The 23,801-nt window shown below is 70.7% G+C and carries 16 protein-coding genes; 4 read left to right on the top strand and 12 right to left on the bottom strand.

What is annotated here, in order from left to right:
• Window positions 1-69: 69 nt before the first annotated feature.
• From BLR33_RS23030 to BLR33_RS23045, 4 genes are all read left to right on the top strand, one after another.
• A complete protein-coding gene (locus BLR33_RS23030; protein ID WP_093786456.1) occupies window positions 70-735 on the top strand; it encodes a response regulator transcription factor in 666 nt (221 codons plus the stop codon).
• Between the two features lie 263 nt (window positions 736-998).
• Window positions 999-2,246 carry a ribonuclease D gene (locus BLR33_RS23035; protein ID WP_093786457.1) on the top strand — a complete coding sequence of 416 codons (1,248 nt, stop codon included), beginning with the start codon at window positions 999-1,001 and terminating at the stop codon, window positions 2,244-2,246.
• A 144-nt stretch (window positions 2,247-2,390) separates the two neighbouring features.
• Window positions 2,391-3,611 carry a thiolase family protein gene (locus BLR33_RS23040; RefSeq protein ID WP_093786458.1) on the top strand — a complete coding sequence of 407 codons (1,221 nt, stop codon included), beginning with the start codon at window positions 2,391-2,393 and terminating at the stop codon, window positions 3,609-3,611.
• Window positions 3,608-5,734: a 3-hydroxyacyl-CoA dehydrogenase NAD-binding domain-containing protein gene (locus tag BLR33_RS23045; RefSeq protein ID WP_093786459.1), complete on the top strand. Its 2,127-nt coding sequence runs from the start codon at window positions 3,608-3,610 to the stop codon at window positions 5,732-5,734. Before BLR33_RS23040 ends, BLR33_RS23045 begins: the two co-directional genes overlap by 4 nt.
• A 117-nt stretch (window positions 5,735-5,851) precedes the next feature.
• Here the strand turns inward: BLR33_RS23045 and BLR33_RS23050 are convergent, their stop codons facing one another.
• The 12 genes from BLR33_RS23050 to BLR33_RS23105 form a co-directional block, all read right to left on the bottom strand.
• The gene (locus tag BLR33_RS23050) at window positions 5,852-6,709 is read right to left on the bottom strand and encodes a DsbA family protein (protein ID WP_245771600.1); all 858 of its coding nucleotides are present in this window, start codon (window positions 6,707-6,709) and stop codon (window positions 5,852-5,854) included.
• 53 nt (window positions 6,710-6,762) lie between these two features.
• Window positions 6,763-8,307 carry an amino acid permease gene (locus BLR33_RS23055; protein ID WP_093786536.1) on the bottom strand — a complete coding sequence of 515 codons (1,545 nt, stop codon included), beginning with the start codon at window positions 8,305-8,307 and terminating at the stop codon, window positions 6,763-6,765.
• A 254-nt stretch (window positions 8,308-8,561) separates the two neighbouring features.
• Complete coding sequence (gene dxs / locus BLR33_RS23060) at window positions 8,562-10,481, bottom strand: 1-deoxy-D-xylulose-5-phosphate synthase (protein WP_093786460.1); 1,920 nt, start codon at window positions 10,479-10,481, stop codon at window positions 8,562-8,564.
• A gap of 384 nt (window positions 10,482-10,865) precedes the next feature.
• The gene (locus BLR33_RS23065) at window positions 10,866-12,164 is read right to left on the bottom strand and encodes a sugar ABC transporter permease (protein ID WP_093786461.1); all 1,299 of its coding nucleotides are present in this window, start codon (window positions 12,162-12,164) and stop codon (window positions 10,866-10,868) included.
• Complete coding sequence (locus tag BLR33_RS23070; protein WP_093786462.1) at window positions 12,161-12,949, bottom strand: ATP-binding cassette domain-containing protein; 789 nt, start codon at window positions 12,947-12,949, stop codon at window positions 12,161-12,163. The genes BLR33_RS23065 and BLR33_RS23070 overlap by 4 nt, the downstream gene beginning before the upstream one ends.
• 323 nt (window positions 12,950-13,272) lie before the next feature.
• Window positions 13,273-14,358, bottom strand: a complete 1,086-nt coding sequence (locus tag BLR33_RS23075; protein WP_093786463.1) for a sugar ABC transporter substrate-binding protein — start codon at window positions 14,356-14,358, stop codon at window positions 13,273-13,275.
• Window positions 14,359-14,495: 137 nt separating this feature from the next.
• On the bottom strand, window positions 14,496-15,698 hold the full coding sequence (locus BLR33_RS23080; protein WP_093786464.1) for an ROK family transcriptional regulator: 1,203 nt from the start codon (window positions 15,696-15,698) through the stop codon (window positions 14,496-14,498).
• A 281-nt stretch (window positions 15,699-15,979) separates the two neighbouring features.
• Complete coding sequence (locus BLR33_RS23085; RefSeq protein ID WP_093786465.1) at window positions 15,980-16,906, bottom strand: carbohydrate ABC transporter permease; 927 nt, start codon at window positions 16,904-16,906, stop codon at window positions 15,980-15,982.
• Between the two features lie 10 nt (window positions 16,907-16,916).
• Window positions 16,917-17,843: a carbohydrate ABC transporter permease gene (locus tag BLR33_RS23090; RefSeq protein ID WP_093786466.1), complete on the bottom strand. Its 927-nt coding sequence runs from the start codon at window positions 17,841-17,843 to the stop codon at window positions 16,917-16,919.
• Between the two features lie 40 nt (window positions 17,844-17,883).
• On the bottom strand, window positions 17,884-19,308 hold the full coding sequence (ngcE, locus tag BLR33_RS23095; protein ID WP_093786467.1) for an N-acetylglucosamine/diacetylchitobiose ABC transporter substrate-binding protein: 1,425 nt from the start codon (window positions 19,306-19,308) through the stop codon (window positions 17,884-17,886).
• A 434-nt stretch (window positions 19,309-19,742) separates the two neighbouring features.
• Window positions 19,743-22,460 carry an aconitate hydratase AcnA gene (gene acnA, locus BLR33_RS23100; RefSeq protein WP_093786468.1) on the bottom strand — a complete coding sequence of 906 codons (2,718 nt, stop codon included), beginning with the start codon at window positions 22,458-22,460 and terminating at the stop codon, window positions 19,743-19,745.
• Between the two features lie 167 nt (window positions 22,461-22,627).
• Window positions 22,628-23,431 carry a hypothetical protein gene (locus BLR33_RS23105; RefSeq protein ID WP_093786469.1) on the bottom strand — a complete coding sequence of 268 codons (804 nt, stop codon included), beginning with the start codon at window positions 23,429-23,431 and terminating at the stop codon, window positions 22,628-22,630.
• Between the last annotated feature and the right edge of the window lie 370 nt (window positions 23,432-23,801).

The raw sequence follows: 23,801 nt of genomic DNA on the forward strand, positions 1-23,801 counted from the left end.
TAAAGCCGGGAGCTCATGCTGCCGAAGGACACTGTGACCGTTTCACTCCCCTTTGCCACAGGAGGCCCGGTGTCCGTTCTTCTCGAGCAGCCCACGAGCCTGGTCGCCTACCGTCCCAGCAAGCCGACGGCCATGGTCGTCGTCGCCGACCCGCGCGTCCGCTCCACTGTCACCCGACACCTGTGGGCGCTCGGAGTCCGGGACGTGATCGAGGCGTCCTCCATCGCCGAGGCCCGGCCCCGGGTCGGCAACCCCCGCGACATCTGCGTGGCCGACGTCCACCTGCCCGACGGGTCCGGCCTGACACTGCTCGCCGAGACCCGCGCGGCCGGCTGGCCGAACGGCCTGGCGCTGTCCGCCGCCGACGACATCGGCGCGGTGCGCAACGCGCTGGCCGGCGGTGTCAAGGGCTACGTCGTCACCGGCACCCGCAACACCGCGGGCGCGCTGGCCGGCCGCCCCGGGCTCGCCCCGCTCGGCGCCACCGCGGCCCGCCTGCAGCGCCGCCCGCCGGGCGTGCCCGGCCACCCGGGCGGCTACCGGGAGCTGTCGGGCCGCGAGGTCGAGGTGCTGCGGCTGGTCGCGGAGGGCCAGTCGAACAAGGCGATCGGCGTCTCGATGGGCCTGTCCGCCCTCACCGTGAAGTCCCACCTGGCCCGGATCGCCCGCAAGCTGGGCACCGGGGACCGCGCCGGGATGGTCGCGGTGGCGCTGCGCACCGGCATCATCCACTGACCGCTCGCCCCCTCCCGGCCCGCCGGCGGAACGTTCCGGCGGCGGGCGGCACGGCAGGCGCTGCGACGAGCGGCACCCAGGCACGTAGTACAGGCTGCGCTCGAGCAGCACGACAGGCAGGACGACGAACGGCGCGGCGGGTCGTACGACGGATGGCGCGGCAGGCGGTGCGGCACCCGGCGGACCCGCCGCCGCGCGGTTGGATCTTCACAGCATGGTCACACGGACCCACCGGAGCGGCTCCGCACGGCTACCCTTGACAGGTGACCGACGCCAGAGAGACCGCAACCCCCGCACCATCGGCGCCGGTCCCGCTGCTGGACCCGCGCGAGGGAATCCCGCCGGTGACCGCCGGCCCGCAGGCTCTCGCGGACGTCGTGGCCGCCTTCGCCGCAGGGAGCGGACCGGTCGCCGTCGATGCCGAGCGCGCCTCCGGCTACCGGTACGGCCAGCGGGCCTATCTGGTCCAGCTGCGCCGGGCCGGGGCGGGGACCGCGCTCATCGACCCGATCGCGTGCCCGGACCTGTCCGCCCTCGGAGAGGCGCTGGCGGACACCGAGTGGGTGCTGCACGCGGCCACCCAGGACCTGCCCTGTCTGTTCGAGCTGGGCATGCGCCCCACGTCGCTCTTCGACACCGAGCTGGCCGGACGGCTGGCCGGCTTCGCCCGGGTGGGCCTGGGCGCGATGGTGGAGAACGTCCTCGGCTTCGTCCTGGAGAAGGGCCACTCCGCCGTGGACTGGTCCACCCGCCCGCTGCCCGAGCCCTGGCTGCGCTACGCGGCCCTGGACGTCGAGCTGCTGGTGGACCTGCGCGACGCCCTGGAGGCGGAGCTGCGCGAGCAGGGCAAGCTGGAGTGGGCGCTGCAGGAGTTCGCCGCGATCGCGGCCGCCCCGCCGCCGGCGCCCCGGGTGGACCCCTGGCGGCGCACATCGGGCCTGCACAAGGTGCGGCGGCGCCGGCAGATCGGCATCGTGCGCGAGCTGTGGCTGGCCCGGGACCAGGCGGCCCGGGAGCGGGACGTCTCGCCGGGCCGGGTGCTCACCGACGCGGCGATCGTCACCGCCGCCCTGGAGTCGCCGCCGAACGTGCACGCGCTCGCCGCGCTGCCCGGCTTCGGCCACCGGATGGGGCGCCGCCAGCTGGAGCTGTGGCAGGCGGCGATCGACCGGGCCCGGGCGCTGCCCGAGCGGGAGCTGCCGCAGCCGGCGGCCGCGTACACCGGCCCGCCCCCGCCGCGCGCATGGGCGGACAAGGACCCGGCGGCCGCGGCCCGGCTGTCGGCGGCCCGCGCGGCGGTCTCGGCGCTCGCCGAGGAGCTGAACCTGCCGCAGGAGAACCTGATCACGCCGGACACGGTGCGCCGGATCTGCTGGGCGCCGCCCACCGACCCGAACCCGGAGGTGGTGGCCTCCACCCTGACCTCGCTGGGGGCGCGCCCCTGGCAGGTCGCGCTGGTCGCGCCGCTGATGACGACCGCGCTGCGGGCCCGCCCCGCCACCTCGGAGTAACCGCGGGTAACTTGGGACCCGCGGGCCCGCGATGTGACCTCCGCCGCTTCACCGGACGGAGGTGTGCACATCGGTTACCCGCGAGTAGCATGACCGTGGAAGCGACACCACCGGTCCACGTACACGTACATAAAGGGGAGCGCCATGCCTCGTACCGCGAGGGACGTCGTCTTCGTCGACGGCGTCCGCACACCGTTCGGCAAGGCCGGCCCGAAGGGCATCTACCACGAGACCCGCGCGGACGACCTGGTGATCAAGTGCATCCGGGAGCTGCTGCGCCGCAACCCCGGCCTGGACCCCGCCCGGATCGACGAGGTGGCCGTGGCGGCCACCACCCAGATCGGCGACCAGGGCCTGACCCTCGGCCGCACGGCGGCGATCCTGTCCGGGCTGCCCACGACCGTGCCCGGCTACTCGATCGACCGCATGTGCGCCGGCGCGATGACCGCGGTGACCACCACCGCGGGCGGCATCGCCTTCGGCGCCTACGACGTGGCGCTGGCCGGCGGTGTGGAGCACATGGGCCGGCACCCGATGGGCGAGGGCGTGGACCCCAACCCGCGGTTCGTCTCGGAGAAGCTCGTGGACGAGTCCGCGATGTTCATGGGCATGACCGCGGAGAACCTGCACGACCGCTTCCCGCAGCTGACCAAGGCGCGCGCCGACGAGTACGCGGTGCGCAGCCAGGAGAAGGCCGCCAAGGCGTACGCGAACGGCAAGATCCAGCAGGACCTGGTGCCCGTCGCGATCCGCCGCACCTCCCCCGAGGGCGGGGAGACCGGCTGGGGCCTGGCCACCGCCGACGAGCCGATGCGCCCGGGCACCACCCTGGAGCAGCTGGCCGGGCTGAAGACCCCCTTCCGCCCGCACGGCCGGGTGACCGCGGGCAACGCCGCCGGTCTCAACGACGGCGCCACCGCCTCCCTGATCGCCGCCGAGGACACCGCCCGTGAGCTGGGCCTGCCGGTGAAGATGCGGCTGGTCTCCTACGCCTTCGCCGGTGTGGAGCCCGAGGTGATGGGCATCGGCCCGATCCCGGCCACCGAGAAGGCGCTCGCCCGGGCCGGCCTGACGATCGACGACATCGGCCTGATCGAGGTCAACGAGGCGTTCGCCGTCCAGGTCCTGTCGCTGCTCGACCACTACGGCATCGCCGACGACGACCCGCGGGTCAACCAGTACGGCGGCGCCATCGCCTTCGGCCACCCGCTGGCCTCCTCCGGCGTGCGGCTGATGACGCAGCTGGCCCGGCAGTTCGAGGACCAGCCGGACGTGCGCTACGGCATCACCACCATGTGCGTCGGCTTCGGCATGGGCGGCACGGTCATCTGGGAGAACCCGAACTTCGACGGGAGCGGCAAGTGAGCGAGACCACCGAGCTGCTGCGGCACGCCGCCGAGCTCTTCCCCGGCGAGGTCGTCACCCAGGCCCAGGTGCGCCACCTGGAGCTGCCCGGCGCCGGCCGCTTCGCGCTCATCACCCTGGACAACGGCTTCGACCACACCAAGCCGACCACCTTCGGCCCGCAGTCGCTGGCGAACCTCAACGAGGCGATCGACCAGGTCGAGAAGGAGGCCGCCGACGGCGAGATCGTCGGCGTGGGCATCACCGGCAAGCCGTTCATCTTCGCGGTGGGCGCCGACCTCAAGGGCGTCGAGCTGCTGGCCCGCCACGAGGACGCGCTGGCCATCGGCCGCGGCGGCCACGAGGTGTTCAAGCGGCTGCAGCAACTGGCCGTGCCGACCTTCGCGTACTACAACGGCGCGGCCATGGGCGGCGGCGTCGAGATCGGCCTGCATTGCACCTACCGCACCGTCTCCGCCTCGATCGCGGCGTTCTCGCTGCCCGAGGTCTTCCTCGGCCTGGTGCCCGGGTGGGGCGGCTGCACGCTGCTGCCGAACCTGATCGGCGCCGGCCACGCGGTCACCGTCATCGTGGAGAACTCGCTCAACCAGAACCGCCAGCTCAAGGGCGCGCAGGTGCATGAACTCGGCATCGCCGACGCGCTGTTCGAGGCCGCGGACTTCCTGGAGCAGTCGCTCGCCTGGACGGCCTCGGTGCTCAAGGGCGAGATCGAGGTGATCCGCCCGGAGATCGACCGGGGCGAGGCGTGGGACCAGGCCGTCGAGTGGGGCCGCGCGGTCGCCGACAGCAAGGTGCACGGGGCGGCCCCGGCCGCCTACCGGGCGCTGGACATCATCGCCGAGGCGAAGAACGGCGACCTGCGCCGGGGCTTCGCCGCCGAGGACACCGCGCTGGCCGACCTCATCATGGGCGGCGAGCTGCGAGCCGGCATCTACGCCTTCAACCTGGTGCAGAAGCGCGGCAAGCGCCCGGCCGGCGCGCCCGACAAGGCGCTGGCCCGCCCGGTGACCAAGGTCGGCGTGGTGGGCGCGGGGCTGATGGCCTCGCAGCTGGCGCTGCTGTTCGCCCGCCGCCTGGAGGTGCCGGTGGTGCTCACCGACATCGACCAGGAGCGCATCGACAAGGGCGTCGGCTACGTCCACACCGAGGTCGACAAGCTGCTCGCCAAGGGCCGCATCGGCCAGGACAAGGCGAACCGGCTCAAGGCCCTGGTCACCGGCCACCTGGACAAGGCGGCCGCGTTCGGCGACGCGGACTTCGTGATCGAGGCGGTCTTCGAGGAACTGGGCGTCAAGCAGAAGGTCTTCGCCGAACTGGAGGCGGTGGTGCGGCCGGACGCGATCCTGGCCACCAACACCTCCTCGCTGTCGGTCTCGGAGATGGCCGCGCGCCTGGAGCACCCCGAGCGGGTGGTCGGCTTCCACTTCTTCAACCCGGTCGCGGTGCTGCCGCTGCTGGAGATCGTCCGCGGCTCGGCCACCGACGACGCCTCGCTCGCCACGGCGTTCGCGGTCGCCAAGAAGCTGAAGAAGACCGCGGTGCTGGTCAAGGACGCCCCCGCGTTCGTGGTCAACCGCATCCTGACCCGGTTCATGGGCGAGATCCAGAACGTCATCGACGAAGGCACGCCGATCGCCGTGGCGGAGAAGGCGGTCGAGCCGCTGGGCCTGCCGATGTCGCCGCTGGTCCTGCTGGAGCTGGTCGGCCCCGCGATCGGCCTGCACGTCTCGCAGACGCTGCACGACGCCTTCCCGGACCGCTTCACCGTCTCGGAGAACCTCGCGGCGGTCGTCAAGGCCGGCAAGCGCGGCTTCTTCGTCTACGACTCCGGGACGCCGCAGCTGGACCCGGAGGTCGCCGCGCTGCTCAAGCAGGGCGACAAGGTGCTCACCGAGGAGCAGGTCCGCGAGCGGGTGCTGGACGCGGTGGCGCAGGAGATCGGCCTGATGCTGGACGAGCACGTGGTGGCCGAGGCGCAGGACATCGACCTGTGCCTGATCACCGGTGCCGGCTGGCCGTTCCACCTCGGCGGCATCACCCCGTACCTGGACCGCGAGGGCGTCTCGGCCCGGGTGAACGGCAAGCCGTTCCTCGCGCCCGGCGTGGCGAGCGTGCCCGCCTGACGGGACCGGCCGGAACGCGGCACAGGGCGAAACAGCGAAAACGGTGAAGGGGCCCGGCGGACTGCCGGGCCCCTTCACCGCTGTTCCCCGGACCCCCGTGCGGGAGGCCGTAGTTGCTCAGCTCAGCGTCGGCGACGCGGTCGGGGTGGCCTGGATCGCGATCACGCGCTTGGCCTCCTTCTGGACCATCGTGCGCAGCTTGGCCGGGGTGAGCGAGGTGCGCACGTCCTTGACGACCTTGCCGTTGACCTCCACCGCCGGCACACCGTCGAGCCCCGCGGCCTTGTAGCTCGCCTGGGCCTTGCGCACCCAGCCGATGTGGTCGCCCTGCTCGATGCACGGCTCGAAGTTGGCCATCTTGATCTTGCCCGCCTTGACGGCGAAGTGCTTGATCAGCTTCTCGCCGGCCAGGGCGTCGCTCTTCGGGTCCGGCTGGTGGTCCCAGATCTCCTGCACGAACTGGGTGAAGCGGCTCTGGTCCTGGGCGCAGGCGGCCGCGTTGGCCGCGTACTCCGAGGCGCTGCCGCCGTACGTCCTGTCGCTCGCGGTCACCAGCTGGTAGTGCAACTGCACCTGACCGGTCGTCAGCAGCTGGCGGAAGGTGTCCGCGTACTCGTCGGCGAACGCCTTGGAGTCGGGGCTGCGCAGGTCCTCGAAGACGGTGATGGTGACCGGGACCGAGGGCTTCACCGCGACCTGGAGGTTCGGCCCGGAGGAGGCGGTCGGGCTGGGCGAGGCGGTGTCCTCCGGGCCGGTGGGCACCACGGCGGCGCCGACGGCGCCGGTGGGGGCGCTGACCTTCTTGTCCTTGTTGGAGCGCACATGGGCGCCGATGAGCGCCGAGCCGCCGAAGACCACGACCAGGGTCATCGCGCCGACCGCGTAGGGCCGCAGCCTGGCCACTATGCCCTTGCGCTTCTTCTGCCCCGGCAACGCAGTGCCGCCGGGGTTGTCGGGTCCCTTGGACTCCGCCATGACTATGCCACCTCGATCGTCCCGCACCAGCTCTCGCGCATTTCTACCACCGGTCACGCCCGCCCCGGAAAACGGGGCCGGGACGGCGCGGAGCCGTCCTGCGCGCCGCCGCCGCGGGCCAGCAGGCTGTGGCTGCGGCCGTAGCCGAAGTAGACCGCGAAGCCGACCGCCATCCACCCGGCGAACCGCAGCCAGGTCTCCACACTGAGGTTGATCATCAGCCACAGCGAGGCGCACACCGACAGCACGGGCAGCACCGGCACCCAGGGCGCCCGGAACGCGCGGTGCAGGTCGGGGCGGGTGTGCCGGAGCACGATCACGCCGATCGCCACGACGACGAAGGCGAACAGCGTGCCGATGTTCACCATCTCCTCCAGCTCCCCCACGCTGAAGAAGCCGGCGATCAGCGCCACCACCCCGCCCAGCAGCAGTGTGGTGCGGTAGGGGGTGCCGAACTTCGGGTGCACCTTGGAGAAGGCGCGCGGCAGCAGCCCGTCGCGGCTCATCGCGAAGAACACCCGGGTCTGGCCGAGCAGCAGGATCATCACCACGGAGGTCAGGCCCACGGCCGCGCCGAAGCTGATCAGCCCGGACCAGAAGGGCGCCCCGACGGACTTGAAGGCGGTCGCCAGGGGCGCGTCGGTGTCCAGCCGGCTGTACTTCTGCATGCCGGTCACGACGAGCGAGACGGCCACGTACAGGGCCGTGCAGACCGCGAGGGAGCCGAAGATGCCGCGCGGCAGGTCCCGCTGCGGGTTGCGGGTCTCCTCGGCGGCGGTGGCCACGATGTCGAAGCCGATGAAGGCGAAGAAGACCACCGCGGCCGCCGAGAAGATGCCCATCACGCCGAAGGACGAGGGCGTGAAGCCGAACATGATCTGCACCAGGGGCGCGTGCAGGTCGGAGCCGCTGCCGGTGTTCGGCCGGGAGGGCGGCAGGAACGGGTGGTAGTTGCTGCCGGTGATGAAGAACAGGCCGGCGAAGATGACCACGAGGACGACGGTGACCTTGACCGCCACGACCACGCCGGTCACCCGCGCCGACAGCTTCATGCCGGCCATCACGATGCCGGTGAGCACCAGCACGAGCCCTGCCGCCAGGATGTCGAAGCCGAACCTGCCGCTCTTGTGGCTGAGCGCGTCCGGCACGCCGATCCCGGCGTTCCCCATCAGGTTGGCCACGTACCCGGACCAGCCGCCGGAGACCACGCCGGCGCCCAGCGCCAGCTCCAGGATCAGGTCCCAGCCGATGATCCAGGCGGGCAGCTCGCCGATGGAGGCGTAGCCGAAGGTGTAGGCGGAGCCGGCCACCGGCACGGTGGAGGCGAACTCGGCGTAGCACAGCGCGGCCAGGCCGCAGACGACGGCCGAGGCGACGAAGGCCAGGGCGGTGGCGGGCCCGGCGTACTGCTTGGCGACCGACCCGGTGACCACGAAGATGCCGGTGCCGACGATCACGCCGACCCCGTAGACCACCAGGTCCAGGGCGGACAGCGACTTGCGCAGGCCGTGCTCGGGGTCCTCGGTGTCGGCGACGGACTGCTCGATCGACTTGGTCCTGAACACCCCCCGTGGGGTGGCCTTCGGGCTCTCGCGCATGTCGGTGTCCAACGCCCGCACCTCCTGGTGGCAGCGCCGCCGGGCGGTCCGGACGGCCCTGGTTACTCCACTCCGGGGTCTCGCCTCACCCGGAAAGGCGCGCCCATGCGTACGCCGAAGGGCCGGGCGGTCCACCCCTGGGGGTGAACCGCCCGGCCCCTGCCGCGTGTGCGCCTTGCCGCGGGGCCCGCGGGCCCGGGTACGCCCGGCGACCGCGCGGGCGCTGCCTGCGGCTGCCGTGGCCCGCGACGGCGCTACTCCTGGCTGACGCCCTCGGCCTCGTCGGCGAAGCGGCCGCCGAGGACCGCGACGACACCGGTGACCTGGCGGGCGATGTCGGGGGCGGTCAGGCCGATCGCGGCCATCACGTCCTTCCGGGAGCCGTGCGCGAGGAACTGCTGCGGAATGCCGAAGTCGCGCAGGGGGACGTCCACCTCGGCGTCGCGCAGCGCCTGCGCGACGGTGGCGCCCACGCCGCCGACCCGCCCGTTGTCCTCCACGGTGACGACGACGCGGTGCCGGGCCGCCAGCGGCGGCAGCTCCGGGTCCACCGGGGTCACCCAGCGCGGGTCCACCACGGTGGAGGTGATGCCCTGGGCGTCGAGCAGGGCGGCGATCTCCAGGCACATCGGGGCCAGCGCGCCCACCGAGACCAGCAGCACGTCGGGCCGCTCCGGGGCGCCCTCGGGGGCCCGCAGCACGTCCATGCCGCCGATCCGGCCGACCGCGGGCACCGCGGGGCCCACCGCGCCCTTGGAGTAGCGCACCACGGTGGGGGCGTCGTCCACCGCGACGGCCTCGCGTAGCTGCGCGCGCACCTGGTCGGCGTCGCGCGGGGCGGCGATCCGGATGCCGGGGACGACCTGGAGGATCGACATGTCCCACATGCCGTTGTGCGAGGCGCCGTCGCTGCCGGTGACGCCGGCCCGGTCCAGGACGAAGGTGACACCGCACTTGTGCAGGGCGACGTCCATCAGCACCTGGTCGAAGGCCCGGTTGAGGAAGGTGGCGTAGACGGCGACGACCGGGTGCAGCCCGCCGGTGGCCAGGCCCGCGGCGGAGACGGCGGCGTGCTGCTCGGCGATGCCGACGTCGTACACGCGCTCCGGGAACGCCTTGGCGAACTTCGTCAGGCCCACCGGGTGCAGCATGGCGGCGGTGATGGCGACGATGTCCTCGCGCTCGCGGCCCAGTTGCAGCATCTCGTCGCCGAAGACGGAGGTCCAGTCGGGACCGCCGGCCGACAGCGGCAGGCCGGTGTCGGGGTGGATGGGCGCGATGCCGTGGAAACGGTCGATCTCGTCCTGCTCGGCGGGGCTGTAGCCGCGGCCCTTCTCGGTGATGCAGTGCACGATCACCGGGCCATTGAAGCGCTTGGCGCGCTGCAGGGCGGACTCCACGGCCTCGATGTCGTGGCCGTCGATCGGGCCGACGTACTTCAGTCCCAGGTCCTCGAACATCCCCTGCGGGGTGATGAAGTCCTTCAGGCCCTTCTTGGCGCCGTGCAGCGTCTCGTAGAGCGGGCGGCCGATCAGCGGGGTGCGCTCCAGGACCTCGCGGGTGCGGGCGAGGAACTGCTCGTAGCCGTCGGTGGTGCGCAGGGTGGCCAGGTGGTTGGCGAGGCCGCCGATCGTCGGCGAGTACGACCACTCGTTGTCGTTGACCACGATGACCAGCGGGCGGTCCTTGGCGGCCGCGATGTTGTTCAGCGCCTCCCAGGCCATGCCGCCGGTCAGGGCGCCGTCGCCGATGACGGCCACCACGTGGTCGCCGCGGCCGCGCAGCTGGTTGGCCTTGGCCAGGCCGTCGGCCCAGCCGAGCACGGTGGAGGCGTGGCTGTTCTCGATGACGTCGTGCTCGGACTCCGCCCGCGAGGGGTAGCCGGACAGGCCGCCGGTGCTCTTCAGCTTCGCGAAGTCCTGACGGCCGGTGAGCAGCTTGTGCACGTAGGACTGGTGGCCGGTGTCCCACAGGATGCGGTCGGCCGGCGAGTGGAACACCCGGTGCAGCGCGATCGTCAGCTCCACCACGCCCAGGTTCGGCCCCAGGTGCCCGCCGGTCTTGGAGACCGCGTCCACGAGGAACGCGCGGATCTCGGCGGCGAGTTCCACCAGTTGCTGCGGGCCGAGCCGGTCCAGGTCGCGGGGTCCGTTGATACGGGTCAGCGCTGCCACCCGTGCCTCCTCTTCCTGGTTCTTGCCGTGCTGTGCCTGAGCTGTGCCGGCGCCGCTCTCGTACCGCCCCCCGTGCCTTTCCCGTGGGGCGGGGCCCGGTCGTCCGCGCGCGGCGCGGCCTGACGGGCCCCAGCGAGTCTAGTGTTCCCCTCCGCGGCGGCACGGCAGGGCCCCCTGAACTCAGCTGAACCCGACGGAAACGACCGAACACGGCTGAACACAGCCGAACACGGCGGAACCCCGGCTAACACCCCGAAATGCGGCACGCCCGCCAGGCGCGCACCCGTAAGGTTCGGGGGCGCCTGGCGGGCGTGCCGCGAGACGGGGCCGTGACCGGAGGCTTTACGGCGCGGCCGGCCCGTGGGCCGGCCGCGCCACCCGGGGTCAGGCCCGGCCGGAGGTCCGCTGTGTGCGGCGGGACACCGAGTCGATGATCACCGCGGCCAGCAGGACCGCGCCGGTGATCATGTACTGGATCGAGGTGTCCATGTTGAGCAGGTCGAGACCGGTCTGGATGGACTGGATGACCAGGCCACCGATGAGGGCCGACCAGATGCTGCCGCGACCGCCGAAGAGGCTGGTGCCGCCGATGACCGCGGCGGCGATCGCCAGCATCAGCAGGTTGCCGCTGCCCGCCTGGCTGTTGGCGGTCTGGGTCTGGCCGGCGATGAACAGGCCGCCCAGGGCCGCGAAGCCGCCGGCGATGGCGAAGACGGCCATCTGGATGGCCGGCACGCTGATACCGGCACGGCGGGAGGCCTCGAGGCTGCCACCGAGCGCGAACACCTTGCGGCCGAAGGTGGTGCGGCGCACCACGAAGTCGCCGATGACCAGGACGACCAGGAACAGCACCAGGGCGTTGGGCACGCCGTTGGCGTTGTTCAGCAGGGCCGCGATCGCGTAGGAGACGATCGCCAGCAGCACCGTGCGCAGGATGATCTCGCTGGTCGGCCGGAACGGCACGCCGGCCTTGCGGCGCCGGGCCTGGTCGACCAGGGAGCCGATCAGCAGCACGGCGACGCCGACGGTGGCCAGGATGTAGGCGCCGGCGATGTCGGAGCCCATGAAGAAGGACGTCTGGTCCACCAGGTGGATCGGGCCCTTGTCGGCGATCGAGAGGCTGCCGGTCTTGCGCAGCAGCCACAGCATCAGGCCGTTCCAGCCGAGGAAGCCGGCCAGGGTGACGACGAACGCCGGCACGCCGACCTTCGCGAGGAAGAACCCGTGGAAGGCGCCGATCACCACACCGATCAGTACGGTCAGCAGGACCGCCAGCCACATGTTCATGCCGTGGGTGGTGGTGAACACCGCGAAGATGGCCGAGGCCAGACCGCTGACCGAGGCCACTGACAGGTCGATCTCACCGAGCAGCAGCACGAACACCAGGCCGATGGAGAGCATCCCGGTGCCGGCCAGGTAGTAGCCGACGTTGCTGATGTTGTTCGCGCTCAGGAACCGGTCGTTGGCGACCTGGAACACGATGAAGATGATGATCAGGGCGCCGATGACGGGCATCGAGCCCAGCTCGCCGCCCTTGACCCGGCGGACGAACTCCGTCCAGTAGCCGCGGAATCCCTGCTCGCGCACGAGCAGCCGCGGGTCCACCACGGGGATGGCGGCGGGCGGTGCGTCCACCGCCGTGCCTGCCTTGGTCGTGTCGACCGTGGTCTTGTCGCTGCTCACTTCGCCGCCTCCGGGTTGCGCGCGCGCCGACGGGTCACGGCGTTGTCCGTGGCACCGGTGATTGCCGCGATGATCTCTTCGTTCGTGGTGGTCTTCACCTCGAACGTGCCGTTGTTGCGGCCCAGCCGCAGCACGTGCACGTTGTCCGCGACGGCCATCACATCGGCCATGTTGTGGCTGATCAGGATGACCCCGAGGCCGCGCTCGCGCAGCCGCTCGACCAGGTCGAGGACCTGCGCGGTCTGCTCGACGCCGAGGGCCGCGGTGGGCTCGTCGAGGATGACCACCTTCGGCTCGCCGATGAGGGCGCGCGCGATGGCGACCACCTGGCGCTGGCCGCCGGAGAGGCTCGCGATCGGGATGCGGACGCTGGGAATGCGGATCGAGAGGGTGTCGAGCAGCTCGCGGGAGCGCTGCTCCATCGCGACCTCGTCGAGGCTGCCGAAACGCAGCAGCTCGCGGCCGAGGAACAGGTTGCCGACGACATCGAGGTTGTCGCAGAGCGCCAGGTCCTGGTAGACGGTGGCGACACCGAGGTGCTGGGCGTCCTGCGGGCGGTTGATGCTGACCTCCCTGCCCTCCCACTCGATGCTGCCCTCGTCGATCGGGTGGACCCCGGCGATCGTCTTGACCAGGGTGGACTTGCCGGCGCCGTTGTCGCCGACCAGGGCGACCACCTCTCCGGCATGGACCTCCAACTCGACATCGGTGAGGGCCTGGACCGCACCGAATCGCTTGGAGACTCCGCGCAACGCCAGCACGGGCGTAGCGGACACGTGAACCATCTCCTTCGCCGCCTGACCGGCGGGGATGCCGCGGTCCGGGGTGCTACCCGGCCGCGGAGGGTGTGCTCGTCACGAGCACGGGACTGACGTGATGTGAACCTGTACGTGATCCTGGGGGACCGCCGGACAGAACGGAACGGGGAAGGGGGTTGATTCCCCGTTCCCCTTGGCCGATCCGGTTCCTCCCGCTCGCCTCTGCCCGGCGCCCCGCCCCGGCAGCGGGGTGGTGATGGTGGGGCGGGACGCCGGACAGGCTTGTGGGAGGCGACGGCCGCGGGCGGCCCTTTGAGGGGCCGTCACCGGCCGGTGGATCGGAGCGCGGGTCAGCCGACGGTGATGCCGGCTGCCTTGCACGCGGCCACGAACTGCGCGGAGCACAGGTCCGAGATCTTGTACAGGCCGTCCTTGACCACGGTGGCGTTGATGTTGGCCTTCGTGACGGACGTGGCGGTGATCAGGTGGGCCGGGACATCCTGGCCGGAGCCGCTCTTGGAGGTGGTGTCCGTGATGGACTTCCAGTCCTTGCCCTCGAGCATGTCGACCGCGATCTCGGCGGTGGCGTCGGCCTCCGGCTTGTACGGCTTGTAGATCGTGGAGGTCTGGGTGCCCACCAGGATCCGCTGCAGGCCGGTCAGCTCGGCGTCCTGGCCGGTCAGCGGCGGGTTGATGCCGGCGCCCTTGAGGGCGGTGGCGATACCGCCGGCCATGGTGTCATTGGCGGAGTAGACGCCCGCGATGTTCTTCGCGCCGATCGAGGTGATGGCGGCGGACATCTTCTTGTTCGCCTCGGTGTCCTTCCACAGACCGGACTGCTCGTAGGCGATGTTCACCTTGCCGTCCAGGACCTTGTGGGCACCGGCCTTGAACTGCGCGGCGTTCGGGTCGCCCGGGTCACCGTCGATCATGACGATCTTGCTGGACGGGGTGGCCTTGGGGCCCATCGCGTTCAGCAGCGCCTGGCCCTGCAGCTCGCCGATCTTCTCGTTGTCGTACGAGACGTACGCGGAGACCGGGCCCTGGGCGAGGCGGTCGTACGCGATGACCTTGATGCCCTTCTTGACCGCGGCCTCGACGGAGGACTGGATGCCGACCGAGTCCTCGGGGTCGAGGATGAGCACCTTGACACCCTTGGTGATCATGGTGTTGACCTGCTGCGCCTGCTTGGAGGGGTCACCGGCGGCGTTGTCGTAGTTGATCTGGCAGTCGGAGCACAGCTCCTTGATCTTCTGCTCCATGAGCGGCTTGTCGAACTGGTTGTACCGGTTGGTCACCGTGTCCGGCAGGAGGATGCCGATGGACTTGTTGTCCTTGCTGGAGCTGCTGCCGCCCGCCTTGCCACACGCGGCCATGGTGAGCGCCATCGACACCGCTGCAGTGCCGATCACGATCCGACGCGTCATTGCGTTCATTGAGGTTGCCTCCCTGACAGGGCCGCAACACCGCGGCCGAGGTGCTCGTGAGTCAACTCCGGCTGACACGTGTCGTCAAGAAGTAAACACTTAACGAGATGGCAACGGCGCGTTTCGTTAGCAGTGTGAACGCTCCGTTATGCCGAGAATGCCGGAGTGTCCACGCCGGCGTTCCCGTCCAGCAGGGTGGAGTCTCCCATCTCGCTCAGCACCAGGGCCAGTGCCCCCAGCACCTCGGCCCGCGGGCCCAGCGCGCCGGGCATCACCGACAGCCGCTGGGCGGCGCTGGGGATGGCATAGCGCGAGACCGACTCACGGATCGGGCCGAGCACCAGCTCACCGGCCTCGGCCAGGTCCCCGCCGAGCACCACCCGGCTCGGGTTGAGCAGGTTGCACAGGCTCGCCACCCCCATCCCGATGTGCCGCCCGACGTCGCCGATCACCCGCCGGCAGCCCGGGTCGCCCTCGCGGCCGAGCTGCACCATGCGCGGTACGGTCAGCTGGTCGCCGTGGCTGCCGCGCAGCAGCTCCAGCACGTAGCGGGCGGCGGTGAAGGTCTCCAGGCAGCCGCGGTTGCCGCAGCGGCAGACCGGCCCGGACTCGTCGAGCGTGATGTGGCCGATCTCGCCGGCGGTGCCGCCCGGGCCGCGGTAGATCCGGCCGTCCACCACGAGCCCCGCGCCGACGCCGCTGGCCACCTTGATGTAGGCGAGGTCGCGCACCCCGCGGCCGCTGCCCCAGACCAGCTCGCCGAGCGCGCCGAGGTTCGCGTCGTTGTCCACCTGGACCGGGACGCCGAGCCGGTCGGTCAGCTCCTGGCGGGGGTTGATCCCGCTCCAGCCGGGGAGGATGGCGGTGGAGCCCAGCGTGCCGGACTCCATGTCGATCGGCCCGGGCACGCCCAGGCCCACCCCGAGCACCTTGTCCCGGCCGATGCCAGTGGACTCCACCAGCCGCGCCACCAGCTGCTCGGCCCGGTCGAAGCCCTCCGACGCGGAGGCGTCCACGTCGATCGGCTCGGACTGCTCGGCGAGCACCTGGTGGGCCAGGTTGCCGACGGCGACCCGCAGGTGGGAGTGGCCGAAGTCGACGCCGACCACGATCCCCGCGTCACCGGACAGCGCCACGCTGCGCGCCCGCCGACCCCCGGAGGAGGTCGGCGTGACCTGCACCGTGCCGTTGTCCCGCAGCTCGCGCACGATGTTGGACACCGTCGCGGCCGACAGGCCGGTCGTGCGCGCGATCTCCGCCTGGGTGAGCGAGCCGGCGAGCCGCACGGCGCGCACGACCCGCTCCAGGTTGGCCCGGTGCAGCGACGACTGCGATCCCGGAGTCTCCACGACATCCACTCCTGCCCGGCAGCCGGAGCCGTTCCGGCAGCCCGCACGGGACGGGGACCCGGCCGGTCATGGGCGCCGCATCGGTGATGCCTCGGTGGAGCATCGGCGCAGCCACACCCGTGAGACCCCGTCGTCTACAACATGTGAACTCTAAGTTGAGTGTTTGGGGTGATGTCCCGTCAAGGGGCAGAACCACACCTTTACGCTGGACACCCCTGTCACACGACCGGCGGCCCCGCATGCCTGCGGGGCCGCCGGACCAGCGTAAGACCGGGAGTGGACTATTTGACAGCGCCTGCCGTCAGGCCGGCCTGGACCTGCCGCTGGAAGATCACGTACACCGCGAGCACCGGGAGCATCGCGATCGACAGGCCGGCGAACAGGCCGGACCAGTCGCCCTGGTAGCCCTGCTGCACGGCGAGGTCGGCCAGACCCTGGGTGAGCACCCATTTGTCGGTGTTGCCCTGGTTGAGCACCAGGGGCAGCAGGTACTGGTTCCACTGGCCGAGGATGTTGAAGATCCCGATGCTGATGATGCCGGGCTTGGCCATCGGCACCATGATCTGGAAGAACGTGCGGGTGTGGCTCGCCCCGTCCACCAGTGCCGCCTCGGCGACCGAGGTGGGCAGCGTCCGGAAGAAGGACGTCATGAAGAAGACGGTGAAGGGCAGCGAGTAGGCGATGTAGACCAGGATCAGGCCGGGCAGCGTGTTCAGGATGCCCAGGTTCTTGGTCACGAAGAACAGCGGCACCAGCACCATCACGACCGGGAAGGCCATGCCGCCCACGAACAGGAAGTAGATGAAGCGGTTGCCGAAGAACTCGAAGCGGGCCAGCACGTAGGCGGCCATGGAGCCGAAGAGCATGGTGCCGGCCGTCGAGAAGCCGACGACGATCACCGTGTTGATGAAGTAGCGGCCCATGTGCGCCTTGGTCCACGCCCGCGACCAGCTGTCGAAGTGCGGGTGGGTGGGCAGCGACCACGGGTGGGCGAGGATGTCGCCCGAGGTCTTGAAGGAACTCCACAGCGCCCACAGCAGCGGGACGCCCACCATCAGCGTCCACACCCACAGGAAGCCGTGGCTGAAGACGTTGAGCACGATGCCCTCACCGCGCCAGCGGTGCTTGGCCGCGGCGTCCGGCGCGGGCTTCGGCGGGCTGCCCTGCGGCGCGGGGCCGGGGGTCGAATCGACGGTCTCTGCGGTCATCGCGCCACCTCTAGAACTCGATACGCTCGCGGCGCGACAGCCGCAGAGTCAGTACGGCGAACACCAGCGTGACGATCAGCATCGCGACGCCCATCGCCGCCGCCATGCCGTACTGGCTGTTGTCGCGGAAGGCCGTCTTGTACAGCAGCAGCGGCACCACGTCCGTGACCTCGTTGGGGCCGCCGTTGTTGACGGACATCAGCTGGACGAAGGCGAAGCCGTCCATCGCGATGATGCCCATGTAGACCCAGCCGGTGGCCACCGTGTCGCGCAGCAGCGGCAGCGTGATCCGGAAGAAGGTGGTGATCCGGTTGGCGCCGTCCAGCAGCACGGCTTCGTAGATCTCGGCGGGGATCGACGCCATGCCAGCCGAGAAGAGCACGACGTAGAAGCCGACGTTCGCCCAGACCATCACGGCCATGATGCAGGCCAGCGCGATGCTCGGGTCACCCAGCCAGGACTGCTGAAGCGATGTCAGGCCGACGTGGCCCAGCAGGGAGTTGAGCAGTCCGTCGTCCGGGTCCGGGTTGTAGATCTGCTGCCACAGCACCGCGATGACGGTGACCGACAGCACCTGCGGGAAGAAGTAGACGATCTTGTAGAACCCGGCTCCCCTGACGCCGGCGACCGACGCGCTGCCTTTGCGCCGGCCGCCGACGTTGAGCATGAAGGCGAAGAAGAGACCGAGGGCGAGGGTGACGATCGGCACGATGAGCAGCATCAGGATGTTGTGCCACAGTGCCTTCCAGAAGAGGTTGTTGTGGATGATCTTCTGGTAGTTGTCGAACCCGATGTAGTGCTTCTCGGGGGTCAGCCCGCTCCAGTCCGTCAACGAGATCTGGAAGTCCTGGACGAAGGGCGAGATCACAAGGACCGCGTACAACGCCACGGGGACTGCCAGGAATCCGATGATGAACCGGTACTTGCCGTGTCGCATGTCGCCGGTCGCTCTCGTCTCAGCCGTCAGGGGTGGTTCGTCACACGTGCTTGAACTTCGGCACGGACGAGTCGTTCTTGGTGGCGTCCGCGGCCTTCTGGGCGCCCTCGATCCACTTCGCGGCGTTGATCTTGCCGGTCAGCAGCTGCAGGGTGAGGTTGCCGAGGGTCTCCTGGTTGAGCTTGACGTACCAGTCCTGGAGACGGGAGTTGAGCACGTTGGGACCGGCCGCCTTCAGCGCGGCGCTCGCGGAGGCCAGGCCCGGGGTGAGGGACAGGCCGTCGGCGGCACCGGTGACGCAGGTCAGCGACTTGGTGGTGTTGGTGAAGTTGTCGGTCTCCTTCTTGCTGAGCATGATGCGCAGCAGCTCCATGCCGCCGACCGGGTTCTTGCCGTTGGCGGCGACGATGTACGGCTCGCCGGCCGCGGCGTAGATCGTGCCGAAGGGGAGCTTGTCGGAGGGGCCGGAGCCGACCAGCGGGCCGACCGCCAGGTCGAAGTCCTTGGGCATGGTCGGGGCGGCCTCGTTCTCCACCCACGAGCCGTCGGCCACGATGGCGGCCTTGCCCTTGGTCCAGGCGGTCTGCATCTGGATGTGCGTCATGCCCTCGGAGCCGGGCATGAAGTACTTCTTCGCCGCCAGCTCCTCGTAGTACCCGATGACCTGCTTGACCGCGTCGACCTGCCAGGCGCCGTCCTCGAGGTCGTCGATCGCGTTGAGGACCTCCTTGCCGCCGACCTTGCCGATCTGGGCGAGCAGGTCGAAGTGCACGTAGTACGGGTACTTGCCCGGGTAGGTGAAGAGGGAGATGTTCTCCTTCTTCGCCTTGGCGCCCAGCGCGATCGCCTGGTCGAAGGTCTGCGGGTACTCCCAGCCCTTCTCCTTGAAGAGCTTGCTGGAGTACCAGCCGCCGTACACGGTGAAGGCGTAGTTCAGCGCGTACATCGCCTGGGTGCCGAACTGGCCCTGCTCGATGGTGCCGGCGATCAGGACGTCGCGGACCTTCTTGCTCGGGTCGTCGACGGTGGGCGCGTCGAGCAGCGGGGTGAGGTCCTGGAGCTTGTTCTCCTTGGCCAGGGCCGCGGTGTCGAGGTTGTCGGCACCGGAGTTGTCCATGACGTCCGGCGGGGTGTTGCTGGCGAAGCGCGGCTGCAGCTTGGGGCCGAGGCCCTGCGTGCCGGTGTGCTTGACCTTGATGCCGTACTCGCTGTTGTAGACCTGTTCGGCGGCCTTGACGTAGTCGTCGCCGAAACCGCCCTTGAAGATGAACGCCTCCAGGGGGGCGCCCTTCTTCACACCCAGGGGGTTGCTCGCCGACTTGGCGCCGGTGGCGGCCGGCTTGTCGGGCTTGTCGCTCCCGCTGTCGGAGGCACACGCCGACAGCAGCGACGCGCTGGGAATCGCCACCACACCGATGGCCAGTGCCCGCTTGATCGCGTCACGCCGGTTGAACTGAGGTCCCATGCTCAAGTCCTCGCCTTCTCCAGGACTCATGCGGTGGTGCAGCGGAACCCGCCGACGACCGCGAACAGTTGAAGCGTGAGTGATGCCATGCATCCAGTGAGGCGAGGAACGATATCGAACACCGGGCGCTGAATGCCCGCCGGACCCCCGCCGCCCCGCCGTGCCAGCGGGCTCCTTGGATGCCGACAGGTATAGTCCACTTCTCTCGGACGGGGCAAGATCAGGAGAAGGTTTGGTCGGTAAGCTTTCCCGAGTTGAGACCTGTCCGAAACGTGGGACGGCGAAGTCGCAGGTCACCGGGTCGGCGGGGGTAAACCACCCGTTCGGCGGAGCGAAACGGCAGGCGGCCGCGCCCTCGGGGGGCGCGGCCGCCTGTGGTCCGCCTGTGCGTCAGCCGGTGGGCCGGCCCGCGCGTCGGCGGGCCGGCTGCACGGTCACTTGCGCAGCAGCGAGCGCAGCACGTACTGCATGATGCCGCCGTTGCGGTAGTAGTCCGCCTCTCCGGGGGTGTCGATGCGCACGATCGCGTCGAACTCCGTGCCGGTGTCGGTGGTGACCTTCACGGTGCGCGGGGTGGTGCCGTCGTTGAGCGCGGTCACCCCGGTGATGGTGAAGGTCTCCTCGCCGGTCAGGCCGAGGCTGAGCGCCGTGGCGCCCTCGGGGTACTGCAGCGGCAGCACGCCCATGCCGATCAGGTTCGAGCGGTGGATGCGCTCGTAGGACTCGGCGATGACGGCCTTGACTCCGAGCAGCGCGGTGCCCTTGGCCGCCCAGTCGCGCGAGGAGCCGGAGCCGTACTCCTTGCCGGCCAGGACCACCAGCGGGATGCCCTGGTCGATGTAGTTGCGCGAGGCGTCGTAGATGAAGGCGACCGGGCCGCCCTCCTGGGTGAAGTCGCGGGTGAAGCCGCCCTCGGTGCCGGGCGCGATCTGGTTGCGCAGCCGGATGTTGGCGAAGGTGCCGCGGATCATGACCTCGTGGTTGCCGCGGCGCGAGCCGTAGCTGTTGAAGTCGCGCCGCTCGACGCCGTGCTCGGTCAGGTACTTCCCGGCCGGGGTGTCGGCCTTGATCGCGCCCGCGGGCGAGATGTGGTCGGTGGTGACCGAGTCGCCGAGCTTGGCCAGCACCCGGGCGCCGGTGATGTCGGCGACCGGCTCCGGCTCGGTGCCCATGCCCTCGAAGTACGGGGGCTTGCGGACGTAGGTGGACTGCGGGTCCCACTCGAAGGTGTCGCCGGTCGGGATCGGCAGCGCCTGCCACTGGGCGTCGCCGGCGAAGACGTCCTTGTAGGACGAGGTGAACATGTCCTTGCCGATGGCGGAGGCGACCACCTCGTTGACCTCGGCCTCGGTCGGCCAGATGTCCTCCAGGTACACCGGCTTGCCGTCGGTGTCGGTGCCCAGCGCGTCGCTGGTGATGTCCACCTTCATCGAGCCCGCGATGGCGTACGCGACGACCAGCGGCGGGGAGGCGAGGTAGTTCATCTTCACGTCGGGGTTGATCCGGCCCTCGAAGTTGCGGTTGCCGGAGAGCACCGAAGTGACGGCGAGGTCGGCCTCGTTGACCGCCTTGGAGACCTCCTCCGGCAGCGGGCCGGAGTTGCCGATGCAGGTGGTGCAGCCGTAGCCGACCAGGTTGAAGCCGAGCTTGTCCAGGTACGGGGTGAGGCCGGCCTTGTCGAAGTAGTCGGTGACGACCTTCGAGCCGGGCGCCAGCGTGGTCTTGACCCACGGCTTGCGGGTCAGGCCCTTCTCGACGGCCTTCTTGGCCACCAGGGCGGCCGCGACCATCACGTACGGGTTGGAGGTGTTGGTGCACGAGGTGATCGCGGCGACCGTGACGGCGCCGTGGTCGATCTCGTAGGGCGCGCCCTCGGCCGGGGTGACCAGGGTGGGCTTGGTGGGGACGCCGTTGTGGTCCAGCGCCGGGGAGTCGGAGGCCGGGAAGGACTCCTTGCCCGCCTCCTCGTCCTCGGTGACGTAGTTGCGCACGTCGTGGGCGAACTGGCGGGCGGCCTCGGCGAGCACGATGCGGTCCTGCGGGCGCTTGGGCCCGGCGATGGAGGGCACCACCGTGGACAGGTCCAGCTCCAGCTTCTCGGAGTAGTCCGGCTCGGCGGCCGGGTCCAGCCACAGGCCCTGCTCCTTGGCGTACGCCTCGACCAGGTCCACCTGCTGGGCGGAGCGGCCGGTCAGCCGCAGGTAGCTCAGCGTCTCGGCGTCGATCGGGAAGATGGCCGCGGTGGAGCCGAACTCCGGGGACATGTTGCCGATGGTGGCGCGGTTGGCGAGGCTGGTGGCGGCCACGCCTTCGCCGTAGAACTCCACGAACTTGCCGACCACGCCGTGCTTGCGCAGCATCTCGGTGATGGTGAGCACCAGGTCGGTGGCGGTGGTGCCGGCGGGCAGCTGGCCGGTGAGCTTGAAGCCGACCACGCGCGGGATGAGCATGGAGACCGGCTGGCCGAGCATGGCGGCCTCGGCCTCGATGCCGCCCACGCCCCAGCCGAGCACGCCCAGGCCGTTGACCATGGTGGTGTGCGAGTCGGTGCCGACGAGGGTGTCGGGGTACGCCTGGCCGCCGCGGACCATCACGGTGCGGGCCAGGTGCTCGATGTTCACCTGGTGGACGATGCCGGTGCCGGGCGGGACCACCTTGAACTCGTCGAAGGCGGTCTGGCCCCAGCGCAGGAACTGGTAGCGCTCCTTGTTGCGGCCGTACTCCAGCTCGACGTTGCGCCGGAAGGCGTCCGGGGCGCCGAAGACGTCGGCGATGACCGAGTGGTCGATGACGAGCTCGGCGGGGGCGAGCGGGTTGATCCGGGCCGGGTCGCCGCCCAGCTCCTTGACCGCCTCGCGCATGGTGGCCAGGTCGACCACGCAGGGCACGCCGGTGAAGTCCTGCATGATCACGCGGGCCGGCGTGAACTGGATCTCCTGGCTGGGCTGGGCCTGCGAGTCCCAGGAGCCCAGCGCCCTGATGTGGTCGGCGGTGATGTTGGCGCCGTCCTCGGTCCTGAGCAGGTTCTCCAGCAGCACCTTGAGGCTGTAGGGCAGGCGGGCGGAGCCCTCCACCTTGTCCAGCCGGAAGATCTCGTATGTCTCGTCGCCCACTTGCAGGGTGCTGCGGGCGTCGAAGCTGTTCGCCGACACGACAGTCTCCTTCACGCATGATCTCGCGGCCTACCGCCGCGTTTGCCGGCGTCCGGACGGGCACGCCTTCGGCAGATATCTCGATGTCGAGATAACTCTAGTACACCTGACCGCCTCCGACACCCCCGGCCCGCCGCGGGAACGGGCCGGATCGGCCGGGGCCGGCGTCAGTGCGCGGGACCGTCGCCGCTCCAGTAGCCGTCGGCCAGGTGCAGGGTGAGCAGGGCCGGGTGGCGGTCGGCGGCACGTTCCAGGACACCGCGGTCGGGGCCGGGGTGCCGCGAGCGCATCCCATCGGCGAGGAGGGAGAGGTCGTCGAAGACGGGGACCGTCCCGGGGGTCCTGGGCAGGCGGTCGACGGTCAGCAGTTCGTGCGCGGGGCCGACGTACGTCAGCGTCGTGCGGAGCGCCGGGTGCGGCGGCAGGGTGGCCGGCGCGGCGCCGGGGACGGCGGGGCCGACCCGGTCGCCGAGGTGCCAGCCCGCCTTGCGCAGGGCGGCGTCGAGGGAGCGCAGGGTCCGCGCGGTGTCGCCGCCCACGCCGAGGGTGCGCTGGGTGGTCAGGGTGCAGACGATGCGGCCGCCGCGCAGGGGCTGGACCGCGCCCCAAGGGGTGCCGCGGCAGGCGTCCGTGGAACCGTCCGTGCCGAGCAGGGTGCCGCGCACGGCGGTGGTGGCCGCGTCGAGCTGTGCCTGGTCGCGGCGGAGCGCGGCCGTGGAGGCGCGGGCGACGGCCTGCGAGGCCGCGGCGGCGTCGACGTCCGACCGCGGCACGGAGTGCTCCTCGGGGCCGAGGCGGAACCAGAAGAAGAAGAGCGAGAAGAGCACCACCAGGAGCAGTGCCAGGCCGCCGCCGAGCACGGCGAACACGCAGCCGCAGCCGAGCCCGAAGGCGCCTTCCGGGGGCCGGTGGACGACTCCCCCGGGGGGAGCGTCGGGCCACTCCCCCACCTTCACCTCGCGTGCGGCCATGGGCGGCAGTCTCTCCCGCCGTATCCCGCGCGCCCGGTCCGTTTATCGCACGGTTGCCGGGAACGGACCGGATCGAGACGTGGAGGAACCGGTTCCGCCCCGAAGGCGTCCTTTGTATACGCGAGCACGCGCGTGCGGCCGCGCGGCCCGGCCCGACCGGTCCGCACCTGCGCGGCGGCCCGCGCCCCATACCGGGGCCGCCGGCCGCCTTTCCTGCCGGCGTCGCCCGTTTGCGTGTGCTCCCCGGGCGGTGCGGGCAGGCGGGAGTAGCGTGAGGCGCGTGGTCGTTTTACGGGTGTAACGGTTGCGCCGGTCACATGATCGGTCCGGCACTGCTTCGTACCAGCCGGGCAACAGCCCGCCCCGAATG

The organism is Actinacidiphila guanduensis (genome assembly GCF_900103985.1).
In the GTDB taxonomy this organism is placed as follows: domain Bacteria; phylum Actinomycetota; class Actinomycetes; order Streptomycetales; family Streptomycetaceae; genus Actinacidiphila; species Actinacidiphila guanduensis.

What these genes read in the sequence shown, in the direction of transcription:
- BLR33_RS23040 (WP_093786458.1), top strand. Translation starts at nt 2,391, where the DNA reads ATGCCTCGTACCGCGAGGGACGTCGTCTTCGTCGACGGCGTCCGCACA.
- BLR33_RS23050 (WP_245771600.1), bottom strand. Translation starts at nt 6,709, where the DNA reads ATGGCGGAGTCCAAGGGACCCGACAACCCCGGCGGCACTGCGTTGCCG.
- BLR33_RS23055 (WP_093786536.1), bottom strand. Translation starts at nt 8,307, where the DNA reads ATGCGCGAGAGCCCGAAGGCCACCCCACGGGGGGTGTTCAGGACCAAG.
- BLR33_RS23070 (WP_093786462.1), bottom strand. Translation starts at nt 12,949, where the DNA reads ATGGTTCACGTGTCCGCTACGCCCGTGCTGGCGTTGCGCGGAGTCTCC.
- BLR33_RS23075 (WP_093786463.1), bottom strand. Translation starts at nt 14,358, where the DNA reads ATGAACGCAATGACGCGTCGGATCGTGATCGGCACTGCAGCGGTGTCG.
- BLR33_RS23085 (WP_093786465.1), bottom strand. Translation starts at nt 16,906, where the DNA reads ATGACCGCAGAGACCGTCGATTCGACCCCCGGCCCCGCGCCGCAGGGC.
- BLR33_RS23090 (WP_093786466.1), bottom strand. Translation starts at nt 17,843, where the DNA reads ATGCGACACGGCAAGTACCGGTTCATCATCGGATTCCTGGCAGTCCCC.
- ngcE (WP_093786467.1), bottom strand. Translation starts at nt 19,308, where the DNA reads ATGGGACCTCAGTTCAACCGGCGTGACGCGATCAAGCGGGCACTGGCC.
- BLR33_RS23105 (WP_093786469.1), bottom strand. Translation starts at nt 23,431, where the DNA reads ATGGCCGCACGCGAGGTGAAGGTGGGGGAGTGGCCCGACGCTCCCCCC.